General features: G+C 67.2%; 22 protein-coding genes. 13 read left to right on the forward strand and 9 right to left on the reverse strand.

Annotated elements, in window-relative coordinates; translation table 11 throughout:
- Nucleotides 1-483: 483 nt before the first annotated feature.
- The gene (locus INP57_RS28910) at nucleotides 484-1,374 is read left to right on the forward strand and encodes a MerR family transcriptional regulator (protein WP_200073548.1); all 891 of its coding nucleotides are present in this window, start codon (nucleotides 484-486) and stop codon (nucleotides 1,372-1,374) included.
- 188 nt (nucleotides 1,375-1,562) lie between these two features.
- Nucleotides 1,563-2,240, forward strand: coding sequence for an SDR family NAD(P)-dependent oxidoreductase (locus INP57_RS28915; protein ID WP_200073549.1), 678 nt, complete (start codon nucleotides 1,563-1,565; stop codon nucleotides 2,238-2,240).
- A gap of 318 nt (nucleotides 2,241-2,558) precedes the next feature.
- On the opposite strand, the gene INP57_RS28920 is transcribed toward INP57_RS28915, so the two are convergent.
- Complete coding sequence (locus tag INP57_RS28920) at nucleotides 2,559-3,806, reverse strand: NAD(P)/FAD-dependent oxidoreductase (RefSeq protein WP_200073550.1); 1,248 nt, start codon at nucleotides 3,804-3,806, stop codon at nucleotides 2,559-2,561.
- A 134-nt stretch (nucleotides 3,807-3,940) separates the two neighbouring features.
- On the reverse strand, nucleotides 3,941-5,437 hold the full coding sequence (locus INP57_RS28925; protein WP_200073551.1) for a cryptochrome/photolyase family protein: 1,497 nt from the start codon (nucleotides 5,435-5,437) through the stop codon (nucleotides 3,941-3,943).
- A gap of 122 nt (nucleotides 5,438-5,559) precedes the next feature.
- On the opposite strand from INP57_RS28925, the gene INP57_RS28930 reads away from it, so the two are divergent.
- Together INP57_RS28930 and INP57_RS28935 are read left to right on the forward strand one after the other, a co-directional pair.
- Complete coding sequence (locus tag INP57_RS28930; RefSeq protein WP_200073552.1) at nucleotides 5,560-6,210, forward strand: DUF4383 domain-containing protein; 651 nt, start codon at nucleotides 5,560-5,562, stop codon at nucleotides 6,208-6,210.
- A 98-nt stretch (nucleotides 6,211-6,308) separates the two neighbouring features.
- The gene (locus tag INP57_RS28935) at nucleotides 6,309-7,292 is read left to right on the forward strand and encodes a polyprenyl synthetase family protein (RefSeq protein ID WP_200073553.1); all 984 of its coding nucleotides are present in this window, start codon (nucleotides 6,309-6,311) and stop codon (nucleotides 7,290-7,292) included.
- Nucleotides 7,293-7,358: 66 nt separating this feature from the next.
- On the opposite strand, the gene INP57_RS28940 is transcribed toward INP57_RS28935, so the two are convergent.
- Nucleotides 7,359-7,832 carry a MarR family winged helix-turn-helix transcriptional regulator gene (locus INP57_RS28940; protein WP_307850343.1) on the reverse strand — a complete coding sequence of 158 codons (474 nt, stop codon included), beginning with the start codon at nucleotides 7,830-7,832 and terminating at the stop codon, nucleotides 7,359-7,361.
- 118 nt (nucleotides 7,833-7,950) lie between these two features.
- Between INP57_RS28940 and INP57_RS28945 the strand changes: the two genes are divergently transcribed.
- From INP57_RS28945 to INP57_RS28965, 5 genes are all read left to right on the forward strand, one after another.
- On the forward strand, nucleotides 7,951-8,430 hold the full coding sequence (locus INP57_RS28945; protein WP_233628738.1) for a nitroreductase/quinone reductase family protein: 480 nt from the start codon (nucleotides 7,951-7,953) through the stop codon (nucleotides 8,428-8,430).
- The gene (locus INP57_RS28950) at nucleotides 8,430-9,725 is read left to right on the forward strand and encodes an FAD-dependent oxidoreductase (protein WP_200073554.1); all 1,296 of its coding nucleotides are present in this window, start codon (nucleotides 8,430-8,432) and stop codon (nucleotides 9,723-9,725) included. Before INP57_RS28945 ends, INP57_RS28950 begins: the two co-directional genes overlap by 1 nt.
- Before the next feature lie 3 nt (nucleotides 9,726-9,728).
- Nucleotides 9,729-11,111 carry a cryptochrome/photolyase family protein gene (locus tag INP57_RS28955; protein WP_200073555.1) on the forward strand — a complete coding sequence of 461 codons (1,383 nt, stop codon included), beginning with the start codon at nucleotides 9,729-9,731 and terminating at the stop codon, nucleotides 11,109-11,111.
- Nucleotides 11,112-11,319: 208 nt separating this feature from the next.
- A complete protein-coding gene (locus tag INP57_RS28960) occupies nucleotides 11,320-11,961 on the forward strand; it encodes a Rossmann-fold NAD(P)-binding domain-containing protein (RefSeq protein WP_200073556.1) in 642 nt (213 codons plus the stop codon).
- Nucleotides 11,962-12,077: 116 nt separating this feature from the next.
- Nucleotides 12,078-12,617, forward strand: a complete 540-nt coding sequence (locus INP57_RS28965) for an STAS domain-containing protein (RefSeq protein ID WP_200073557.1) — start codon at nucleotides 12,078-12,080, stop codon at nucleotides 12,615-12,617.
- 97 nt (nucleotides 12,618-12,714) lie between these two features.
- Here INP57_RS28965 and INP57_RS28970 read toward each other — a convergent pair whose 3' ends face one another.
- Entirely contained in the window at nucleotides 12,715-13,845 is a 1,131-nt protein-coding gene (locus INP57_RS28970; protein ID WP_200073558.1) for a baeRF2 domain-containing protein, read from the reverse strand.
- A 312-nt stretch (nucleotides 13,846-14,157) separates the two neighbouring features.
- On the opposite strand from INP57_RS28970, the gene INP57_RS28975 reads away from it, so the two are divergent.
- Complete coding sequence (locus tag INP57_RS28975; protein ID WP_233628739.1) at nucleotides 14,158-14,301, forward strand: hypothetical protein; 144 nt, start codon at nucleotides 14,158-14,160, stop codon at nucleotides 14,299-14,301.
- Between the two features lie 82 nt (nucleotides 14,302-14,383).
- Here the strand turns inward: INP57_RS28975 and INP57_RS28980 are convergent, their stop codons facing one another.
- Both INP57_RS28980 and thpD read right to left on the reverse strand, forming a co-directional pair.
- On the reverse strand, nucleotides 14,384-14,779 hold the full coding sequence (locus INP57_RS28980) for a DUF2267 domain-containing protein (RefSeq protein ID WP_200073560.1): 396 nt from the start codon (nucleotides 14,777-14,779) through the stop codon (nucleotides 14,384-14,386).
- A gap of 46 nt (nucleotides 14,780-14,825) precedes the next feature.
- Nucleotides 14,826-15,725, reverse strand: a complete 900-nt coding sequence (thpD, locus tag INP57_RS28985) for an ectoine hydroxylase (RefSeq protein WP_200073561.1) — start codon at nucleotides 15,723-15,725, stop codon at nucleotides 14,826-14,828.
- Nucleotides 15,726-16,179: 454 nt separating this feature from the next.
- Between thpD and INP57_RS28990 the strand changes: the two genes are divergently transcribed.
- The 3 genes from INP57_RS28990 to INP57_RS29940 all read left to right on the forward strand — a co-directional run bounded on the left by INP57_RS28990 (nucleotide 16,180) and on the right by INP57_RS29940 (nucleotide 18,521).
- A complete protein-coding gene (locus INP57_RS28990; RefSeq protein ID WP_200073562.1) occupies nucleotides 16,180-16,914 on the forward strand; it encodes a GAF and ANTAR domain-containing protein in 735 nt (244 codons plus the stop codon).
- 53 nt (nucleotides 16,915-16,967) lie between these two features.
- A complete protein-coding gene (locus INP57_RS28995) occupies nucleotides 16,968-18,101 on the forward strand; it encodes an AI-2E family transporter (RefSeq protein ID WP_200073563.1) in 1,134 nt (377 codons plus the stop codon).
- A 264-nt stretch (nucleotides 18,102-18,365) separates the two neighbouring features.
- Nucleotides 18,366-18,521, forward strand: a complete 156-nt coding sequence (locus INP57_RS29940) for a DUF6131 family protein (protein WP_233628741.1) — start codon at nucleotides 18,366-18,368, stop codon at nucleotides 18,519-18,521.
- 417 nt (nucleotides 18,522-18,938) lie between these two features.
- On the opposite strand, the gene INP57_RS29000 is transcribed toward INP57_RS29940, so the two are convergent.
- From INP57_RS29000 to INP57_RS29010, 3 genes are all read right to left on the reverse strand, one after another.
- Nucleotides 18,939-20,036, reverse strand: a complete 1,098-nt coding sequence (locus INP57_RS29000) for a hypothetical protein (RefSeq protein WP_307850344.1) — start codon at nucleotides 20,034-20,036, stop codon at nucleotides 18,939-18,941.
- Nucleotides 20,037-20,369: 333 nt separating this feature from the next.
- A protein-coding gene (locus INP57_RS29005; RefSeq protein WP_445326519.1) for an IS3 family transposase occupies nucleotides 20,370-21,688 on the reverse strand; the annotation gives its coding sequence in 2 pieces (ribosomal slippage) (nucleotides 20,370-21,397 and nucleotides 21,397-21,688; 1,320 coding nt in all).
- Nucleotides 21,689-21,736: 48 nt separating this feature from the next.
- On the reverse strand, nucleotides 21,737-22,102 hold the full coding sequence (locus INP57_RS29010) for a hypothetical protein (RefSeq protein ID WP_200073566.1): 366 nt from the start codon (nucleotides 22,100-22,102) through the stop codon (nucleotides 21,737-21,739).
- Nucleotides 22,103-22,551 lie beyond the last annotated feature (449 nt).

A 22,551-nucleotide genomic window follows, 5' to 3' on the forward strand; every position in this document is an offset into this window, starting at 1 on the left:
AACTCTACCGCGTGATTGCGATACTCGGCAGTGTACCTCCGGCGCGACGCCGCCATCATCCACCTCTTTCACAGACAGTCGATCACTACTCTCGGCTGTCCGCCAAAGCGGGAACGGTCCACGAGGCGGCCCTAACAAGGACGGCGCATTGACGCGGCCTTCTGATTACGCCCGTACCCGGCCGGGCTCGGGACGAATCGCGGCGTCGACCGTGGTACCTGCCACGTCGGCGACGTCATCGAACCGGATCGACGAATGGTCGACCGGTAGCCAGGCCGTCGAGCAGTGCAGAGCCGATGCAACTGCCGGTGCGCTCACCGGCGGCTTCGAGTGAACCTGATGTTGTTCTGCCACGGAGCTCCCAGCACGGCCGAGAGCCCCGGTGGCAGAGCAATCGGACTACCGTTGGCAGGCAAAGCAGTGGACCGGCGCGTCCGATGACGAGGATTGCCGTTGGGGAGAGATGTGTCGGCGGTGAATGAAATGGGCGTGGTGCTCACCATCGGTGCTGTGGCGCATCAGCTCGGGGTGGCGGTGCCGACGCTGCGCAGCTGGGACAGGCGCTACGGCCTAGGGCCGAGCGAACATGTTGCCGGGAGTCATCGTCGCTACACGCCGGACGATCTGGCCCGGCTGCGCCACATGCTGACGTTGACGAGCGAAGGCGTTCCGCCCGGCGTTGCCGCCCGGCTGGCGCTCGATTCGCCACGTTTTCAGGAATCGATGCGGGATGGGGGTGGATCCGGCGCTGTTGCGGTTGGCCGTGCCGACCGCGCCGTTCGTGGGCTGGCCAGGGCGGCCACTCGTCTCGATGGGCGCACCCTGTGTTCTCGAGTCGCAGCGCACATCAGGCAGCGGGGCGTGCGACGGACTTGGGATGAACTGCTCGTTCCGTTGTTGCAGACCCTGGGCGAGCAATTCGACCAGGACACCGGTGGCCGCGTCATCGGTGTCGAGCACGTCGCTACGACCGCAATCGTGGCGGCCCTGCACGAGTGCCCGCTTGCTCCTGAACGGGGCCGGATCCCCGCGCTGCTGGCGTGTGCACCGGAAGAACAGCACAGCCTGCCGTTGGAAGCGCTGCAAGCGTCGCTGGCCGAGCGGCACACCGCATCCAGGTTCCTCGGCGCCCGGGTCCCCGAGCCGACCTTGATCTCTGCTGTGCGCCAACTGGCTCCACGAAGCGTCACGGTGTGGTCGCACGCTCCGCGCACAGCGCGGAAGATCGACCTGGCAGGTCTCGCACAGGAGTGCCCTCAGCTGGTATTGGCCGGGCCCGGATGGTCGTCGATCCGGCCTGCCCGCGACCATCCACAGCCGAGCTGCTTGCAAGAGGCGATTCAGGTCCTCACGGAGGTTGCCGCAGTGCGCTGATAAGCCGAACGCTTACGCGAGGAACGCGCCTGGCGCACCAACCGCATGCCGGTGATGCGCCGAGGTACGAGATCGAGCTGCAGCGGAGCTGCGATCATCAAAGTCTCTGCCCATCCTGGCCGGATCCGCGCAAAGCGCGCCGGACAAGTGCATGCGGGGGCGGTATGGAACTGAGCGGAGCTCGGATCATGGTCACCGGAGCGACCGGCGTGCTCGGTGGCAAGATCGCGGCCCGGCTCGCGCGGGCAGGAGCCCGCCTGGCCGTAGCAGGCAGGAACGAGGATCGCTTGCAGCAGGCGAGCCGCGCCTGCGAGGCGGTGGCAGCGATCACGTTCGATGCGGGAGATCCGGACAGCTGCACTCGGGCGGTCGAGGACGCTGCTGTGGCGCTCGGAGAGCTCGACGGGCTGGTCGTCGCGCACGGCGTCGCCGCGTTCGGCGACGCCACCGAGGTGAGCAATGCCATCGCCGGCCAAGTGCTCATCGTCAATGCCCTGGCGCCGATGGCGTTGGCCCGTGCGGCACTGCCGCACCTCGTACGCGGCGGCACGATCGCTGTGGTTTCGGCGGTGCTGGCCGATTACCCCACTGCGGGCATGAGCGACTACTCGGCGAGCAAAGGGGCGGTGTCGACGTGGTTGTCCGCATTGCGACGGGAAACCCGGCGCTTGCGCATCACCGTGTGCGATCTGCGTCCGCCGCACATGGACACGGGTTTGGCCGATCGAGCTCTCGCGGGCGTGGCACCGAATTTGCCTCCCGCGCACGATTCCGACGAGATCGCCGATGAGATCGTCAACGCGCTGCGGCGCGGGGCGACAGAACTGTTCTATGACCCGTCGGCCCAGCTGGTGCAGACCCGCTAGCAACGCAACGTGCTCGCGGAGTCTCTTCGATCGAGTGGTGGCCGCCCGGGTGCTCTGTCCTGGGCGGCCACCGCGACGTCGGTTACGTGATTGCGGTGGCATCAGGCACGTCACCGCTCGTGCCACGCAGAATCACTCGGAACCTCCGTCAGCAACAGAGGTTAGTCCCTGCAGAGGCAGACGGATCGGCAGGCGCTGTCGCTCGTTCGAGCGCACCGCACAACATTTTGTTGTGTCGAGCAGGCTCAGTGCGGCCGCTGAGGTGCCTGTGCTGGCGTAGCGAACGGTTTGTGGGGGAAGGCGGCGTTGCCCGGATGATCACGATGCGAGGTCGGCTGACACGGCTCGGGCCGCGCGTGCACCGGAGGCCAGGGCTCCTTGGATGGAGCTGGTGTCCCGGTGGTCGCCGCACACGTACAGCCCTGGTTCGACACGTGTTGGAGTGCGCAGTCGGTGCGGCGCGGTCATGCGGGGCAGAGCGTGCGGGATCGGGTAGTGGCCGACGAGATCCCAGTTCGCAGTGCTCGTTCGGTACAGCTCGGCCAGGTGCGCCGTGACCGCGTCGCGGGTATCCGCGTGGTCGGCGTTGAGCAGGGTCGTGGCGCTGATCAGCGCTTGTTCTGTGGGCGCGTAGGTGCTGGACACGTTGGACGGGATGGTTGTGTTGACGACCGGTCCGCGGCGGGAGTCGACGGTGATGACCGGTTCGGGCAGCGGTGCCTCCGGCGCGCGGTAGTAGAAGGTGTGGAGGCCCTTCCAGGCGGGGATCGGCAGGGTGGGCAGTAGGTCTGCGGCTGCGGTGGCGTCGGTGGCCACGACGACGGCACGCGTGGTGTGGCGTCGTCCGGCCACCCGGACTTCGCCGGGACCGGCATCCTCGACTCTGGCGTTGAGCGTCACCGTGCCAGCGGCGAGGCGGTTGGCGAGCTGGTGCGACAGCGCTCCCATTCCGTCGGCGGGCAACACCGGGGCCGCACGCAGGAAACTGCGCCAGACCAGGTGGAAGAAGCGCGCTGAGGTATCCAGGTCGGCCTCGGCGAGCACCCCGGTCAGAAACGGCCGCAACACCGCATCGATGAACCGCTCGGACAGGCCCCACCGTCGAAGTTCGCGTTCGGTGGTTTGGTCGGCGGCTCCGGTGAGGAATCGGGCGGGCGCGGCGGCGTCGCGCAGTGAGAGCGCCGCCAGGGCAGCCAGGTCGCGGAAACCGACCGGGCTCGGTGGCTGGAGTCCGGTTACGCCTCGGGGGCTGTCGAACGGGTTGCCGAGCAGCCGGATCCGCCCGGCATCGACGACGCGGAGGACTCGCCAAAATCGGTGGGGCCGCAGAGCACGCCGGTCGATCAGCGCCCGTACGGCGGGATAGGCGGGATTGAGCAGCTGGAACCCGCGGTCGAGCAGGAAACCATCGAGCACGTCCGTGCGCACCCGACCGCCGACATCGTCGTCGGCTTCGAAGACCCGCACATTGCAGCCGGCTTCTTGCAGGCGCACAGCGGCCGACAGCCCGGCCAGGCCTGCGCCGACCACGATGACATCGGTGTCTGCTGTCGGAAGGGAGGGCATCGCGTCTCCTTGTGATGCGAAATGTTCGGGCATCGTTCAGCGTGCGGCAGACCTCCGCGGCGCGGCACGTGCTGGCGGGGATACCGGTCGAGCGCGCAGCGAGCGGAGCTCTGAACAAGTACTCCACTGTGGACTCAGAAGCGGCGTCGCCGTGATTCCTGCGCGGCGATTTCCTCGACGTCGGCGAGCTTGCGCATGGTCGCGATGGGCTGGCGCATCCGGTGGTTGTCCGCCAAGTCGCCTGCTTTGCGGTGCAGCCACGCCCAATATCCGGCCGTGAACGGACACGCGTGCTCGCCAGTGCGCGTGCGGGGATCGAACGGGCACCGCTTGCAGTGATCGCTCATGCGATTGATGTAAGCGCCGCCGGCCGCGTAGGGCTTGGTGGCGACCAGACCGCCGTCGGCGTGCTGACTCATGCCGATCACGTTGACCGGCATGACCCATGGTGCGCCGTCCACGAACGCGGTCGAGAACCACTCGTTCAGCGCGCTCGGCCGGTATTCCCGCTGTAGGCCGTGGTTGCTCAGGATCATGAGTCGTTGGATGTGGTGCGCCCATCCGCGGTCGCGGACTCCGTTGATCGCGGTCTTCAAGCACTCCGCTTCGATGCGCTCGCCGTCCAGTTCGGACCACCACTTCGGGAGTTTGTTGCGTGCTCTCAACGCATTGCGGTGCAGGTACGGCTTACCGAACCACCAGTAGAGGTGCCAGACGTACTCGCGCCATCCGAGCACTTGCCGGACGAAGCCTTCTACGCTGGCCAGCGGCGCGTGCTCGCTGCGGTAACGGTGCTCGGCGCCGCGCACGAGTTCGAGCGGGTCCAGCAATCCGAGGTTCAGCGGTACGGACAGCAGGGCGTGGGCCATGGCCCAGTCCTCGTCGAGCATCGCGTCCTGGTAAGGACCGAACCACGGTAGGCGCTGATCGAGGAACCGTTGCTCGGCAGCTTCGGCCTCCTCGCTGGTCACGGGAAACAGCCGCGGACGGTCGTTTCCGATCGGGTGCAGCTCGCCGCGCTGCTGCCGGGTGTCGAGGTCCGCACGTACTTCGCGGTCGATGTCGTCCTCGGTCGGCATCCAGGGTTCCGGCGCGCCGAGTTCTGCCGCTGCCCGAGGCGGCTGCTGCCGGTTCTCCTGGTCGAAGTTCCACCTGCCGCCGGCCGGGCCGCCGTCGGGCTCCAGCAGGATCTCGAATCGGTGGCGCTGGTGTCGGTAGAAGTCCTCCATCAGGAAGCGGCGGCGCCCGTCGGCCCACTCGGCGAACTCGCGGCGCGGCAGTGCGAAAGCGGGCGTCGGCAGCACCGCCTCCACCAGGCCTTCGCGTTGCAGCGACAACACCAGTTCCTCGGCTGCGTGGGAGTTCGGCTCGTGGACGACTACCGGTCGGCGGAACTCGCGCAACGCCTCCCGGTAGGTACGAGCGCGGATCAGCGTGGCGCGGTCGCCGAGTTCCTCCTTGAGGTGGCGCAAGCCCGACAGCACGAGATGCAGTTTCTGCCGGTGGTAGCGGTGTCGTGCGAGGGCGGCGGTGGACTCGACCAGCAACACTTCCCGGTCGCGGTGCTGTTCGGTGCGGTGGAAGTGCGGGCCGAGCTGGTCGGCGAACAACCAGAGCGGGGTAACCGTCATTTTCACGATGTTCCTAGCCGACGCGGCTGCCCGCGTGCTGGATCGCTGCGAGTTGCACTGGTTTTGCATCGTTCCTACCGTGAACACGGTTTGAAGCCTGCTCCGGTGGGGAGGCGAGCACCATGGCGAGCACGAGTTCCCGGCGACGGATTCATCCGGTGCACGTCGTGCACCGTGTTGGGGCGGGTGCGATGGGGCTGGGGCTGTGGGTGTTCGCGGGGCTGGGATTGGCCCACGGCTTGCCGTACTTTTCGACGTCCGGTCAGCCTGTGGTCGGCCTGTCCAGCAATGGGCTGTTGTCGACCATCTCGTTGGTAGCGGGGGCTTTGCTGATCTCGGCAGCGGTGTGGAAAGGCCCCATCGCCTCCACGGCGACGGCAGTCCTCGGAACCGTCTTCGTGTTGTCCGGCCTCGCACATCTGGCGATCTTGAACACTCAGTTCAACGTGCTCGCGTTCCGGCTGCCGAACGTGCTCTTCAGCGTGATCGCCGGCTTGATACTGCTGATCTTGGGGTCCTACGGCCGGATCGCGGGCGATCTTCCAGTTGACAACCCTTACCGGACCGAACGCGGACAGACCGCATCCGAGTTCACACCGGGCACTCGTGGTGCGCAGGAGCAGGAACTCGTGGACGCTGAGTTGGCAATGGCCGAAGGCCATCCCACCCGCGACCAAGAAGCCCTTGTCCACGCCGAGCAACGCGCGCTGCGCGCCCGCGAGCGGGCGCGGTTGAACGACCGCGTGCGCGGCGTCGATCGTGAGGAGAATTGATCACCGCGGAACCGAACCGATCGGAGCTGGGCGGCGAGCATGACGCGGTACGTCGGCGGATCGCGGCGCACGTCCAGGATTTCGTGAAGGACCGATGCATGCGGGATCTCCACGGGGTACCGGACGCCGAGCACATCGCCGACCTGTTCGCGGACTTCCTCGCCGGTGGCAAGTACCTGCGGTCGATGTTCACCTACATCGGCTGGCGGAGCCGTGCCCCTAGCAGTGACAGTGCGCTGCGCGCCGCAGGCAGTCTGGAGCTCCTGCACGGGTTCGCGTTAATGCAAGACGACGTCATGGACGGGTCGACCATTCGCCGTGGCAAGCCGGCCGTACACGTGCGGCTTGCCGAGTGGCATCGTCGAAGAGAGTTGTCCGGCTCGCCGGAGCGGTTCGGTGCTTCCGCGGCGGTCGTGCTCGGCGACCTGGCGCTGGTGTGGGCCGAGCAGATGCTGCGGCACAGCGGCCTGCACTCGGCCGCTGTCGATCGAGCGTGGCCATACTACGACCAGATGCGCGCTGAGCTGGCCATCGGACAACTCGCGGACCTGGTCAACGATGCCCGCCGCGTCCCGAGTTTCGAGGACGTGCTGGCGGTCGCCCGGCGCAAGTCGGGGAACTACACGGTCCGTGACCCACTCGTGCTCGGAGCGCTGCTCGCGGGCTGCGAGTCGAATGTGCTCGATGTCTTCCGCGTCTACGGAAGCCTGATCGGTGAGGCGTTCCAGCTTCGGGACGACCTGTTCGGGATTTTCGGGAGACCCGCGGTCACGGGAAAGCCGACCGGAGAAGACCTGCGGGACCGCAAGGCCACCACTGTCGTCGTCCTCGCCCGCGAACTCGCATCTCCGCACGTGCGCGCGCACATGGACGAGCTGTTCGCCGCCGCTGATCTCACCGATGCCGATCTCGCGCGATCGCGAGAACTGATCCGCACCACGTCCGCGGAGGATCAGGTGGAGGAGCTCATCACACAGCGCGTTGCAGACGCACGGCGTGTCCTGTCCACCGCGGCGATCGACGAGACGACCAGAACAGCCCTGTCGGACATGGCCATGCGATGCACCGACCGCGACCGGTAGGGCGGGTTGTGTCGTGCCGGATGCGGGTAGCGGCGGGCCGACGCAACCGCTGCGCCGCCCCGGAGTTCAGTCGAACTCCGGGGTTGTGCGATCAGGCCGGTGGGCATAGTCGCGCATGGCAGCGGTGACCTCGTGCAGGAAGGCGGACACCGTTGCGGCTTGGTCGTGGTCGAGTCGTTCGATGGCCGCGGTGATCTCGTCGAGCATCGGCGTGAGCGACTGGCGCACTTCGTAACGGGCGTGTTCGGTGGCGCGCAGCGCGACGCGGCGTGCGTCGGCGGGGTGCGGTTCGCGTACCAGGTGTCCGGCCGCGACCAGCCGGTCGACGAGCGTGGTGGCCGATGCCGACCGGATTCCCAGCCGGTTGCCGAGGTCGACGGGTCCGAGCGGTTCCTCCGCGGACACGACGTGGTCGACGGCTTGCACATCGATCACGCGCACACCCAGCTGCCTGGCCAGCGAACTCTGCATTTCCCGCCCGCCCTGCAACATGCGCCGCAGCGACAGCTGGATCTCGTAGACGGCTTCCTTGCTTGCCACGCACCGATGCTAGCTAGAAAAGCGAGCAGAGTCGCATCTCGGGAGGTGGCTAGAAAAACGAGCGACCTGTAGGTTGCAGGTGTTAGCTAGAAAAACGAGTGAAGTTGGATGGTGCAGCATGGCGGAGCAGCCGACCGCGCAGGACGCCCGAGCCGTCAATGCCCGCATGGTCGAGGGGTTGCTGGCCGACCCGCCAAGCCCGCTGGCGCAGGGTGGTTATGCGCTGCGTGTGCTGGAGACTCGGGGGCGCCGCACGGGTGATCTACGGCGCACCCCGCTCGGTGTTGTCGAGGTGGCGGGGCAGCGGTACTTGGTGTCGCCGAATGTCCGGCGGGATTGGGTGCTGAACTTGTGCGCGCAGCCGGAGTGCGCGCTGCTGGCGGGAGATGAGCGGGAACGTCGCCGGGCGGTTCGCGTCGATGGCGCGGATGCGGTCGCCGCGGTGCGGACGTACTTGGCCGCGTTGCAGATCCCATGGGCGCTGCAGGCGTTTCCGGTTTCGGCCGACGCGCCGCAGGAGGACGTCGCGGCGCACATGGACGAGATGGCGGTGTTCCGCCTCGACTCGCCCGAGCCCGGCGGCAGGGGTGAGGACTGATGAACGCCCGGGAATCCGGTTGCGTCGTGGTCGGTGGTGGCCCGGGCGGCATGGTGCTCGCCTACTTGCTGGGCCGTGCAGGTGTTCCGGTGCGTCTGTTGGAGACGCACCGCGACTTCGACCGGGACTTCCGTGGCGACTCGCTGCACCCTTACACCTTGGAGTTGCTCGACCGGTTGGGGCTGGCCGATCGACTTCTCGGCCTGCCGCATCACAAGGCGCGGTACTTCCGGTTCCACACTCCGGCCGGGTCGGTGACGACCGCCGATTACGGCAAGCTGCGCACGCGGTTCAACTACGTCGCCTTGATGCCGCAGGCGCAGCTGCTGGACTTCCTCGCCGCTGAGATCAACGAAATGCCCGGCTGTGCGGTGCGCACCGGCGCCAAAGTCACCGACTTGCTCCGGAACGACAGCGGTCGAATCACCGGTGTGCGCTACCGCGACAGCGCCGGTGCGCATGAGTTCGCCGCCGCTGTGGTGATCGGCGCTGACGGCCGGTTCTCCAAGCTGCGGCGGCTCGTCGGCGCGCAGGCGCACTCGCTGGGTGCCACCACGGACCTGCTGTGGTTCCGGCTGCCGCGCCGGCAGGACGATCCACCGGAAGCCGACGTCGATTTGTACTTCGGCCGCGACCACTACGTCGGTCTGCTGGCGGGCACCCAGGGATGGCAGGTGGGCTACAGCCTCCCGAAGGGCGGCTACGCGGCCGCCCGCGAGGCCGGGGTCGAGCCGATCCGGGAATTCGTCGCGGATCGCGTGCCGTGGCTGGCCGACCGCGTTCACTTGCTCACCGATTTCACCGCGACCACGCTGCTGTCGGTGGACATCGCCCGTGTCGAGCAGTGGTGGCGGCCGGGGTTGCTGCTCATCGGAGATGCCGCGCACGTCATCTCGCCGGTCGGCGGCAACGGGATTCTCATGGCCGTCCAAGATGCCGTCACGGCTGCCGAGCACCTCGCCGACACGCTGCGGAACGGTCGGCCGGTATCGGACGATGTGCTGCGTGCAATCCAGGCCGAACGCGAACCGGCCATCCGGCATGTGCAGCGCGACCAGGTCCGGACAGAGCAACGAGCGGCCCGCGCACGCGGCACCGGACGTCCGATCGGCCCGCCTCGGCTGCTCAAGCTCGTCACCGCGCTGCCGGGCGTTCGGGCGCGTGCCGCGGCCTCCAACGCTTACGGACCGGACCCGCCCCGGCTCTCCGGCTTGTTCGACACGGCACCACCACGCCCGCGTCGGGGGAGAATCGATGCAGCGGGCGCGGAACTGACTCGCCGACACAGGAGCTGATCGATGCCGGACACAGCGATCGCGGTGCTCACCCGGGATCTGCGAGTGCACGACAATCCCGTGCTGGCTGCGGCTGCCGAGTCCGCTCGGCAGGTCGTGCCGCTGTTCGTCCACGACGCCGCGCTGGCCAAGACCGGATTCGCATCTGCACCCCGAACGCGGTTTTTGCAGGAGTGCTTGGCCGATCTCGACGCGGGGTTGCGCCGGCGAGGGGCCGCGCTCGTCGTCCGAGAAGGTGATCTCGTCACCGAAGTCGGGCGGCTCGCCGAGGAGGTCGATGCCGCTTCGGTGCACATCGCCGCCGACGTGTCCGGCTTCGCCGCGCGCCGCGAACGCCGGCTCACCGAGGAGCTCGGCGCCCGCCGACGGCCGCTGACCGTGCATGGCGCGGTGCACACCGTGCTGGCGCCCGGTGCAGCGACTCCGCAAGGCAACGATCACTTCGCGGTGTTCACGCCGTATCACCGGCGGTGGGCCGAAATCGACCACCGCCCGCTTGCCGCCCTGCCGCGCCGCTTCTCGCTGCCTGCGAGCTTGCCGAAACCGTCTCCGCCCGGCGAGGCCGATACCGGGTCGACCATGCGCGGCGGGGAAAGCCAAGCACGGCGCCGAGCGCATCAGTGGCTGCAGGAGCACTCCGACGAGTACCACTACGGGCAGGACCGTCTCGCCGCCGAAGACGGAACGTCCCGGTTGTCGCCCTACCTGCACTTCGGATGCGTGTCCGCGCGGGAGCTCGCCGCGGTCGCGGCCGATCGAGCCACCGTCGGCGCGGAGGCCTTCGTGCGCCAGCTCGCCTGGCGCGATTTCCACCACCAAGTGCTCGCGGCCCGCCCCGAGGCCGCACGCCGCGACTACCGGCCGCGTGGCGACGAGTGGCGCGACGACGAACATGCTCTGCGGGCGTGGCAGGAGGGGCGCACCGGTATCCCCATCGTCGATGCCGGGATGCGGCAGCTGCTGACCGAAGGCTGGATGCACAACCGAGCCCGGCTGATCACTGGAAGCTTCTTGACCAAGACCCTCTATATCGACTGGCGCGCGGGAGCCGTGCACTTTCTGCGCCACCTGCTCGACGGCGATGTGGCGAACAACCAGATGAACTGGCAATGGGTCGCCGGCACCGGTACCGACACGCGCCCGAACCGGGTGCTCAACCCGCTGCGCCAGGCCGAGCGCTACGACCCGGACGGTACCTACGTGCGCCGGTGGATTCCGGAACTCGCGGTCCTCGACGACCCGCGCGAGCTGCACCAGCCGTGGCGGCTCGGCACCAACATGCTGAACTCGCTCGGTTACCCTGCCCCCATCGTCGATCTCGACGCCGCCCGCGAGCGTTTCCAGCAGCACCGGCAACGCGCGAACCGAGGAACATCCAGCCAGTGACACCGGATCAGCACGACCGTCCCACGGCGGTGATCGCAGGATGCGGCGACCTGGGCGGCCAGGTCGGACTGCGTCTGGCGGCGAGCGGACACCACGTGGTCGGGCTGCGCCGCCGCGCGGACCGGGTCTGGACCCGATCGAAGGACGTGCGATCGACATCACCACGCAGTCGCCCCGCCTGCCGCAGGACACCGCCATCGTGGTCGTGGTGCTCACGGCCGACGCCCGCACCGCGGAGTCCTACCAGGACACTTTCGTCGCCGGGCTGGAGAACCTGCTCGGCGCCATCGCCGAGCAGGTTCCCGCAACGCCGCGGACATTGCTGGTGTCGTCCACCTCGGTCTACGGCGTCTCCGACGGAAGCCGGGTCGACGAACGCACGCCCGCCTCGCCGGGCACATCCACCGGGCGCGTGCTCCGGCGAGCCGAGGAGTTGCTGCACGCGCGGCTACCCGGCGCCACCGTGTTGCGGTTGGGCGGGCTGTACGGCCCTGGGCGGGGCACGCTGCTGTCGACCGTCAGCGGCGGCACCGCGACGCTGACGAGGACTCCGGTCTACACCAACCGGATCCACCGCGACGACGCAGCGGCCGCCATCGCGCACTTGACCACCCGCGGCCCTGCTCCGGAGCCGGTCTACCTCGGCGTCGACGACGAGCCTTGTGCACGGGCGGAGTTGTTGCGCTTCCTGGCCGACGAACTCGGCGTCGCTCATCCGCCCGTCGTCGAGGAACGATCAGGGCGCGGACAGGGCAAGCGATGCAGCAACGAACGGCTCAGGGCCACCGGATTCACCTTTGCTTACCCCACGTACCGCGAGGGTTACCGCGCGTTGATCTCCGCGCGCTGACCGGTCCCGCATCAGCTCGCGCCCTACAGGAATCGGCCTTCAGGCAGGCGGAAGACTTCGCTGCGGTCCGGTCGTCCGGTACGGTCGGAGTTTCGGTTGAGCAGTCAGCCAGGACCATGAAGATCCCGCAGCGGATGTCCGCGGTCCGGTCTCGGTTGACTGCTGTAGAGCTTTCCGGATCCGAGAGTGGCGATGCGCGGCTTTCCCAGCGGGGAAAGGACGAGATCGCATTGAACATCTGTGAACGAACGCCGCACGGGGAATCCGCCCTCGTCGCGTCCGGCACCGGCTCGCCGCTCGGCTTGCACGTATCCCGGCCGAAGCAGGACGTCGCTGTCGTCGTTGCCTCCGGCGATATCGACGACGCGACCATCACCCGTTTCGAAGAGATCGTGCTGGCGCGCCTGAGAGCCGCACTGCGCGTGGTGGTGCTCGACCTGAGCCGCGTGCACTTCCTCGGCGTCGCAGGGCTGAAAGCGTTGCGGACGGCGCAGCTGCTCGCCCAGCAACGAAACGTGCGGTTGCACCTCGTTGCCACCGACCACGAAGTGCTGCGGGCGCTGCACACTGCCGAGTTGGGCGAGGTACTTCCGGTACACGCCACGGTGCCGGCTGCTTTGGGCGAACTCGACGTGCAAGGGGAATCGGCTGGATGAGCGGGTGCTTGCGCACCGCGACCGCGTTCGCACTGCGCTGCCTGCCGCGCAAAAACGCCGGTTCCGCTCCGGGGAGCGGAACCGGCGAGGCGATGTGTCAGCTTTCGGTGTAGCGCAGGACCGCCCCGATCCCATCGGCGAGCGAGACCTTCGCCGGGTCGACGAGCACGAGAGCGGCGTCGGTGCCTGCCAGCGCTCGCACGACGGCGGAGTCAGCGGGCGCCTCCCGCACGTGTTGGACCCCGGCATCGGTCAGCGCGGCTCTGGTGGTGCCGATGTCGGCGGCCGACGGTCCGATGTGGAGGTTCGCAGGCTGCTCGGCGGAGTCCGGGACCGCGCGCAGCAACGTGGCCACCTGGCCGCGCTGCAGAGCGGCCACTGTGGACTCCCATCCCTCCGAGGCGCGGGCGTGCTCGCCCCGCTCTCGTTCGAACTCGCTGACGACCGCGTCGACGCGTTCGGTGAGGGTCGCTTCAACCGTCTCGGAAACGGCCTGCTGCAGGCTTTCCCCGGAGGCGTTGCGGTCTCGATGGCTCGCCTCGGTTTCCACGACCAGTGGCTGCATCCCCTTGCGGACGTCCTGCCGGACGAGTTCGCGTTGCTGCGGATCGCCGGCGAGCACGATCGCCTCGGCACCGATCGCCGCGGCGCGCTTGGAAATCTCGTCTGCGACCTGTCCGGCGTTGTGCTTGCGGTGCTCTTCCACCGCGTTCTGCTGGCGCTGTTCGCTGCCTGCGCCGCCGCCGCTGCCGTCCTTGTGCAGCAGCGTGTCCTCGCCCTCCACCGCGGCGTCCTGAGCTCGCAAGGTGGCCTGCACCGTGGTGATGTCGGCCCCTTGCCGATCGACCACCGCGACGACGTGCGGGATGCGCGCCCCGCGCATCCGCAGGTACGGGAACAGGTCCGGCACCGGGCCGTAGGTGGTCCTTTCGTCGTCGGTGAGGTCGCCGGGGCGCTCCGGCAGCTCGTCGGAGAAAACGATGCCGTTCGCGTTCGCCACGACCACTTCACCGCGGTGGCCAGTGCGCTGCTGCGGGGTTTCGAGTTCATCGTCGATGAGCCGCAAGGTGTCCTCGTCGGCTCCTGCGCCGGCGAGCTGTTCGCGAGCGGATCGCCAGCGCAGCGCAATGGCCTTGCCCGCGTCCTCAGCATCTGCCGAGGTATCCAGGTACACCGTCGCGAACGGCCCCTCCTGCTCATACGCATCTTGCAGGAAGCCAAGCCGCAAAACGAACTCCTTTCGCCATCACCGATCTGGACTACTCGTGCTGCTACCCGGCCGGCGCTTCGATGAAACCCGCCGGCTGACTCGATGTTTGCCGATGCTGCCTGCGGGGCAGATCAGACCGGTTGGGAGAAGTCCGGTGACCGAACGACGTCGCGACCCGGCACCCTCCCGCGGAGTTCCCGGGGCGAAAGTCCCCGCACGCCGGAAGATTCCAGCAGCTGACATGAGGAGGACGAGCAGATGGCCAACAACGCGCATCTGATCCACGCGACCGACGGCAGGTCGACCGTCGTCGTTCGAGACGATCGGGGGATGCCAGTGACCGAGTTGGCAGTGGCGGGTGGTGCGGAGGTCACCGAGCAGGCCGACGAGGAGCTGCTGGCCGCCGGTTGGACCCGCAGCGCCGACTGGAGCACGGCCGACGATGGATGGCTGGCACCGGTCGTGCCTTCGTAGCAACGAAAGCGCGTAGTTCGCGCACGGCGGCGCAGTGGCGTCTCCGCTCGCGACAAGCGGGACGCCACTGCGTGCGCACCGTTCAGGACTGCTGCGGTGACTCGAAAAGGGGCGCGTATCCGGTCGGCAGCTGCGAGCGCAGGTCGTGGATCTCGCCCGCCGAGACGAACTCGGCGATGCTGCTCAACACCGCCCTCGCATGGGTCAAGGCCTGCTCGGTGGTGCAACCGCGTCCTTCGCGGTCGGACACGCGTCGCAGGAAATCGTCGAGGTCGTCGCCGATCTCGGCTTGCCCGGTGGGCCGCAGCAACGGAGCCTGCAACTCGGCCGGGAGCTGGCTGGCCAGATCCCGGGGTTCGTTGCCCGCCAAGCGCTGGCCCACTGCTGCCAGGATCTGCTTGGTCGCGGCGTCGGCGTGCTCGCGCTCGGTGGGGCCACCTCGCTGTCCGACTCGGGTCAGAAATTCGTCGTAGTTCATGTCTGCTCCTTTCCGAACGGGCTCGCGGGCCTCGTGGTTTTTCTGCTCACCGCCAGACGGGTTCGAAGTCGCGGGATGCGACGAACTCCGGTCGCGGATGCTTCGCGGCGAACGGCTCGTCCAGCGTGTTGTGCACGCTGTTGAAGACGATGAAGATGTTCGATCGAGGGAACGGCGTGATGTTGTTGCCGGAGCCGTGCATCGAGTTCGAGTCGAACCACAGCGCCGACCCGGCCGGACCGGTGAACTGCTCGATGCCGTGCTCGTATGCCAGCCGGGTGATGTCGTTCTCGCCCGGTACTCCGGCCCGCTGCTCGACCAGCGAGGACTTGTAGTTCTCCGCCGGGGTCTCGCCCGCGCACGACACGAACGACCGGTGCGCGCCGGGCATCAGCATCAACCCCCCGTTGAACGGATAGTTGTCGGTCAGCGCGATGGACAGGCTCACCGCCCGGGGAGCGGGCATGCCGTCTTCGGCGTGCCAGGTCTCGAAATCCGAGTGCCAGTAGAAGCCGCCACCGCGGAAACCCGGCATGTAGTTGATCCGGCTCTGGTGCACGTACACCTCGGAACCCAGGATCTGCCGCGCGCGGTCGAGCACTCGCGGATCGTGCACGAGATCGACGATCGCCGGGCTCAGGTGGTGCACGTCGAAGATGGAGCGAACTTCGTCGGTCCCCTTCTCCACGACCGTGCGCTCATCCGCGCGAACCTGCGGGTCGGCGGTCAACCGTTCCAGCTCCCGCCAATGGTGCTGGACCTCACCCGGCGACAGCAGGTCGACCGCGTGAAACCCGGACCGCTGATGGGCGAGCAGCTGATCGCTGTCCGCCGGACCGGCAGCCGGATCCGACCAGACGACCGGGTCCCGGCGAGGAAAGATCGCGCTTCGGGCCGACGAACGAGTCGGGTAGCGGTCAGCCACCTTGGTGTGGATGACGGTCATCCGGAACTCAACTCCTCACATGGCTTGCACGTTTGGCGTGCGCTGTAGGGGAGGAGAAGCTTCGAGCCGCGGTGAGACGCATTTCTCCGGCGTGCTGAGGCCCCTCGCTCCTGCAGCGGGGTGGCCCCGTCAGCTGGCCGTGGCGTTCAACCGGCGGGGCAGGGCATTCGGCACCCGAAGGCCCTGACGTCCGGGAAAGTGCCCGCCGCTGGGCGACGGTAAACCTGCTGACTACCACTCGATTCGAGCTCCGGTAGGTTGTTTGCGTTCCGCAGCGTCCGGGGTACCGGCCCGATTAGGTCGGTGCTGTACCCGGGGAAGCAACAGACCGAGGCCTGTCCGGTTCAGCCGGAAGCTGCGGCAGGCCCAGGGCCACGACGGGGGTGTGCTCGTTCCGACGTAGCGCGCACATCCCCGGTCCTGCCGAACGCGTGGATGAGGAGGATTGAGCGCGGTGAATGCCGAACACCCCGCGCGGCGGGTCGAAGACGTCACCGATGCTTTCGATCAGCTCTCTGCGCTGCTGGATCGGTTCGAGTCGCTCGATACCGTGCTCACCAGGCTGACCGACTCCGCGTTGGCCACGATCCCCGACACCGGTAGTGCCAGCGTCACCGTGCTGCGCCACGAACACGCGCGAACGGCCGCGGCCACGCATCCGTGGGCGGCGGAACTCGACGAGCACCAATACAGCGCCGAAGACGGCCCTTGCCTGCACGCGGCCCGCACCGGGCGACTGGTTCGCCTGGACACCGCCGAGACCGACCGGTGGCCGGAATTCTCCCGAGCGGCCCGGGATCAGGACGTCGCGGTAGCGGTCGGCGTTCCGCTGCTCATCGACGACGACATCGTGAACACTTCGGCGGCGCTGAACCTGACCACGCCGCAGCACCAGGCTTTCGATCCGCTCGACGAAGCGCTGCTGGAACTGTTCACGCACGCGCTGTCGACCGCGATCAACCACGCCTACCGCCACCAACAAGCCCGCCGGCTCGCCGACCAGCTCGGGGACGCGCTGGACAACCGCGACGTGATCGGGCAGGCCAAAGGTCTGTTGATGGCACGCCACCACTGCGGCCCGGAGCAGGCGTTCGACTACCTGCGGACCGCTTCCCAGCAGTCCAACGTCAAACTCCGCGACGTCGCCGCCCGGCTGGTGGCCGGAGAAACCGCGAACCACCGCGACTGACAGATGTGCCGCACGGGGTTTGTCGGTCAGCAGCGATGGGCAGTAGCTTTTGTGTGAACAGCTTACTGACTCAAGGCGGAGACTCGTCCGGGACTGATTCCACGCTGCGTGCGGCGGCCGTATTCTTCGGTCGTTGGTTGGTGATAGCAGCGGCGGCGGCTGTCGTGATCTGGGCCGCCGCGCGGTTGTTGGTCGTCGTGTTACCGCTGGCACTCGCCATTTTGCTGGCCTCACTGTTGCGGCCGTTCGTGGCTGCGCTGAGTCGGAGGGGAATGCCACTCGGCGCGGCTACAGCGATCGTCATGCTCACCGGCCTCGTCGCAGTGACAGCTGTGCTGCTGTTCGTGGTCGTGTCCGTGCTGAACAACGTAGACGTGTTGGCCGGGCACTTGACGACCAGCGTCCAGGTCGCACGTGATTGGGCAGTGCACGGACCACTGCGCTTGGCGCCCGAGCAGCTCGCCGGCGTGCAACAGCAGTTGGTCGAGTGGCTGAGCAGCAACCGGCGGCAACTGACTCAGCAAGCGTTCACTACTACTTCGACCATGGGCACGCTGCTAACCGGGGCGCTGCTCACCATGTTCGCTCTCGTGTTTTTCCTTTATCAGGGCCCGCGGTTGTGGACGGCCGCATGTCGGCTCGTCCCGGCGAGTCAGCGCTCCCGCATCGTAGAGGCGGGTCGGCGATCATTCCGATCGTTGACGGGTTTCATGCGTGCGACCGCGGTCGTCGCCGCCGCCGACGCCGTCGGGATCGGCCTCGGCCTGGTGGTCGTCGGCGTACCGCTGGCTGGGCCGATCACGGCCTTGGTGTTCCTGAGCGGCTTTCTGCCCGTCGTCGGGGCATTGGTGTCCGGACTGATAGCAGTGCTCGTTGCAGCGGTGACACGAGGTCTGATCGCTGCAGTCATCGTTCTGGTCGTCGTGGTCGCAGTGCAGCAGTTGGAGGGCAACGTTCTGCAACCGTGGCTGCTCGGCGATGCGGTGCGAATACATCCCGTAGCAATCGTCTTCGGAGTGACCGCAGGCTCAACTCTCGCCGGAGTCTCTGGAGCGTTGTTGGCCGTACCGCTGATGACCACTGTTCATACTGCCGTGACCACGTGGACGCAGCCACAACCCGACGGTGCGGAAGAATCCGATAGGGAGCACGCCGCCGAGGGTGCGCCTCGACATGCAGGGTCGTGACAGTCGGATGCGAGAACGGAAACGCACGACTCGTTGCGGAGCGGTCGACCGGCTCTGGCGGGTAATGTCACCGGGTTACCGCCCGCTTACCCAAGGTTTCGAGTAAAGAAATTCGTGAAATCGACCACTATTGATCATGTGGAACAAGGGCAGCGAGCGACCGCTGCAAAGGATGGCGCGAATCATTTCTGCAGTCCGGGTTGAGTTCGCGGTGGCCGGGGTATCGCCGGTGTGGCCGAAAAACCTACCTACGGGAGATTGTCGATGATCACTCTAGGAGTCATCCTCCTCGTCCTCGGTATCGTGCTACAGATCTCGATCCTTACAACCGTGGGCGGCATTCTGCTCGTGGTCGGACTCGTTCTGCTCGTCCTCGGGCGCGCCGGTACCAAGGTCGGCGGACGGAGCCACTGGTTTTAAGTCGCGAAGTGCCGCGCCCGGCAATTAGCTGGACGCGGCACTCCACGCCGCTCCGAATTGCAGCGAGCCGAGAGTCGTCCCTCCGCTCTCAATCGGCTTCGGTAGAGCCGTAGCGTCCATCTACTCGTCGGCGGGGGGATGTACCCGGTGCGGATCGTATTGCTCCATGCCCCCGCGCAGACCCGGACACCAGGTGCCGTACCGAGTGTGGTGCAGGTATCTGTCCCGAGTCTTGTCGGCAGGCACATTCCGCCTGCACGCGAGACAGCGAGCGGCTGACTGTTCGTCATCGCCGGTGCTGACCGGGTGGCATGCTCGGGCCCTAGGTTCGACCATGCGTGCGTGTTACCCGGCCGCGCCGTTTTTAATCATATGTGCGAAGCCCGGTACCGATGTCGGTCCTGGCTCGCAGAAGAATTACTCGGCTGCTTCCTGATGTGCGGCTCGACGTTGGGATTCGCGGTAGCCGTAGGCGGCCTGACGAACGGCTTGATCGCTTTCCAAGCTGGATCCCAGCGCGCCCGCGACCACGCCCATGGTCGTGAACCCCCAGGCCAGCGTCGCGTAGGTGCCGATCGTGATCGCAGAACTCTGCACCGAACTGGCCAGCAAGCTGCTCGGAACGAGGAAATACGCCACGACAAAATTGATGGCGAACAAGGCGACGTACAAACATCCGACACCGAGCGCCAAGGTCAGCACCGTCGAGGTGTTGTAAAGGACGCGCAGCTCCCGGTCGTGCGCCTGGTGCGGCTTTTCCCACAACTGATGCGCAGTGATCAGCCAGAAGACCAGCAGCGCGATCGAGGCCAACGCTGCCACGACCTGCCGCCCCACGTCGAGCTGGTAGCTGATCTGCCAAATGGTGCTGGACGAAAGTCCGAAAGCGCTGGTGGCGAGTGCGGCGGCGAGCGCGCTGGACATGCCCAGCACCAGGCGCCAAGGACTGTTGCTGCGCACCATCCCGGACAGCAGGCGTACCCGTCCGCGCTTGCGGGTTGCGCGGTAGCGGATGCCGATCTCGTCCCGATCCGGGTTCTCCCGCCGGATCGGAGCCAGCAGCTCGGTCAACGTGCTGTGCAAGCCGCGCCGACGCTGGGTGTAGGGCCGCTGCTGCGACTGCTCGGTGGCGCCGAGAATCTCATCGAGGACTTGGACGACCATCTGCTGTGCTCGCCGAAGGGGCTGCACACCACCGAGGGCGGGCAGCGATACCACGCCGATGCCCTCGTCGACCCCGATATCCGCCAGCACAGGTGATCCTTCGAAGCGCAGCGGAAGATCGGTCAGGCACACCGCGTAGTCCCAACCGTTGCGCTGCCGCTGGTCGCGCGCGGCTTGCAAGATCTCTTGGGCGTTGCTCCGGCCCGCTGCCACGGGGTCACACACGACCTCGAGCGACCACTCCCGATCATCACCGAGCTGCTCGCCGAGCCGGCCCGGCACGGACTCCGCCAACCGCTTCGCCACGTACTCCGGAAAATCCGGATCGCAGAGCACACCGACACGTGGCACAGCTGGTCCACCTCTTCTCACCGGTCAGCCGAACCTCAACAGACTACGCATCCGAAGCCCTTCGGCGGAAAGCCCTCCAAGACTCGAACTCCGCTGGTTATCCGACCCACTCGGTCGAACTTCTCCGACTGAGCTCTGTCGGCGCACTGCATGGCCGTATGGCTGCGCCGACCAACGCGGCGCGGAGAGCCCCCGAGGGTCGGAGATCCGTGCCGTAAGGATCCCCTGGACACCGCGTCAACGCCGTTCGACGAGGCTTTACGCCGATCCACGGCCCGCAGGTGTAGATCAGGCCATGATGCGCCCCGGGTTTGATGCAGGCGTTGTGCCTTGTCATCGGGCCCGGGCGGGCTCGATGGTGTGATCGTAGCCTGCCGCCTGGTAGGCGGACTCGACCTCGGCCGGGGTGTACTGGCCAAGTTGGCCGTGGACGCGCCGTTGGTTGTACCAGTCGACGTATTCGGCCACGGCGATCTCGACATCCCGAATCGAATACCACCCGCGTCCGCGGGAGACCGGGTTGTGGATCAACTCTCCTTTCACGAGCGAATTGAACGCTTCGGCCATCGCGTTGTCGTAGGAATCACCACGAGAGCCCACGGATGCGACCGCGTCGGCCTCGGCGAGCCGCTCGGTATAGCGAATCGCGCGATACTGCACTCCACGGTCGGAATGGTGAACCAGGCCGGTCACGTCGAGGCCGGCTCGTTTCCTGGCCCAGATCCCCATTTCCAGCGCGTCCAACGCCAGATTCGTGTGCAGCGAGGTTGCTACCTGCCAGCCGACCACCATCCTGGAATAGACATCGATCACGAACGCGGCATATACCCATCCCGAAAACGTGCGGATATAGGTGATGTCAGCAACCCACAAACGGTTCGGGCCGGCAGCGGTGAACGACCGCTCGACCAGATCCGCCGCCGTCAGCTCCGCACCGTCGGCCACCGTCGTGCGAGGTCGCCGGCCACGCCGCAGGCCCTGTAAGCCCGTCTGGCGCATCAGCCGCTCCACGGTGCAGCGCGCCACTCCGACGCCTTCCCGCCGAAGCTGAGCATGGATTTTCCGCGCGCCGTACACGCCGTAGTTCGCGTGAAACACCCGCTGGATCTCTGTTTTCAGTTCCTCGTCCCGCACCGCCCTTTTCGATGGGGCACGTTTCTTGGATGCCCAATACGTTCTCGGGGCGATCCGCACTCCTGCCTCGTTCAGCACAGCGCAGATCGGCTCGACCCCGAGCTTCTTACCCTCGACTACCTGCTCACGGTAGGCATCGATATAGGCGATGGCCACCGCGAGCGGCACCTGGCGAAACTCGCCGGAAGCCGCAGGGGCTACTTGGTTGTGCGGTCGAGCTCCGCCGCGGCGAAAAACGCCGACGCCGTCTTCAGGGTCTCGTTCGCCCGCCGCAATTCACGATTCTCGCGTTCCAGCTCCGCGATCCGCCGCGCGTCCCCGCTGGTGCGGCCCGGCGCCGTGCCCGCGTCGACCTCGGCACGCTTGACCCACGACCGCAACGCCTCCGGATGCACGTCCAACTGACCCGCGACCCGCCGGATCGCCACCCTCCGCTGCCCCTCGGCCTCGATCGCGTCCAACGCCATCCGCGTCGCCCGCTCACGCAGCTCATCGCTGTACTTCTTCGGTGCCGCCACGCTCCGCATCCTTCCTGGAATCAGAGCCTGCACAGAACCCGGGGCGCATCAGGGACTGGCCGGATGCGCAACGCTGGTTTCGGCGAAATACCCGGTCAACCCGACCAGTTCCACCGAGTCGTCCACTTCGGACACCAGCTCGGCGGCTTCGATCACGGCCTCGTCGTGGCCGACCACCAGGCAGCCCAAAGCGGCGTTGACCTCCACCCAGCGGACCCCGGCCAACGCTCGCAGGCGGTCGGCCACCTGCTCGACCAGCTCCGCCTTGTCCGGATCTGCGATGCCCTGCAATGCGACGCAGGTACTCCCGTCCTGCGACCAACTCGTCCGGGTGGGGCTAGCCTCCGCCGCGGTGCGCAGCGTCGCCGTCGCCTGCTCGAACCACCCCTGCACAAGACCGAGCACGAGACTCACTCACCAACCCAGGTCGGCTGCATGGCGTTCGCTGGCTTCGTTTGCCACCGTTCGCAGTGCCGCGGCGGCGCTGATCGTGGTTCCGGACGTGTCCACCGTTGCTCCTTCGGCCGGCCGGAATGAAATGCCGGCATACGTCGAAAAACATCCACCGCGGTGCACAACGGGGCGACGTGCCCGTGCGGATCACGGGTCAGGCTTCTTCGAGCGCATCGCCGAAGTCTTGCAGAAGCTTGTTGTGGTGGCTGGTCGCAAGCACGTGGCCCACACCCAGCGCGAGTCCCACCGGCCACTCCATCAGTCCGACTCCGATCAGAACGGCTAAGCCTGGACCGTTCCCGCTTTGGCGGACAGCCGAGAGTAGTGATCGACTGTCTGTGAAAGGGGTGGATGATGGCGGCGTCGCGCCGGAGGTACACTGCCGAGTATCGCAATCACGCGGTAGAGTT

The organism is Saccharopolyspora galaxeae, from assembly GCF_016526145.1.
Lineage (GTDB): Bacteria > Actinomycetota > Actinomycetes > Mycobacteriales > Pseudonocardiaceae > Saccharopolyspora_C > Saccharopolyspora_C galaxeae.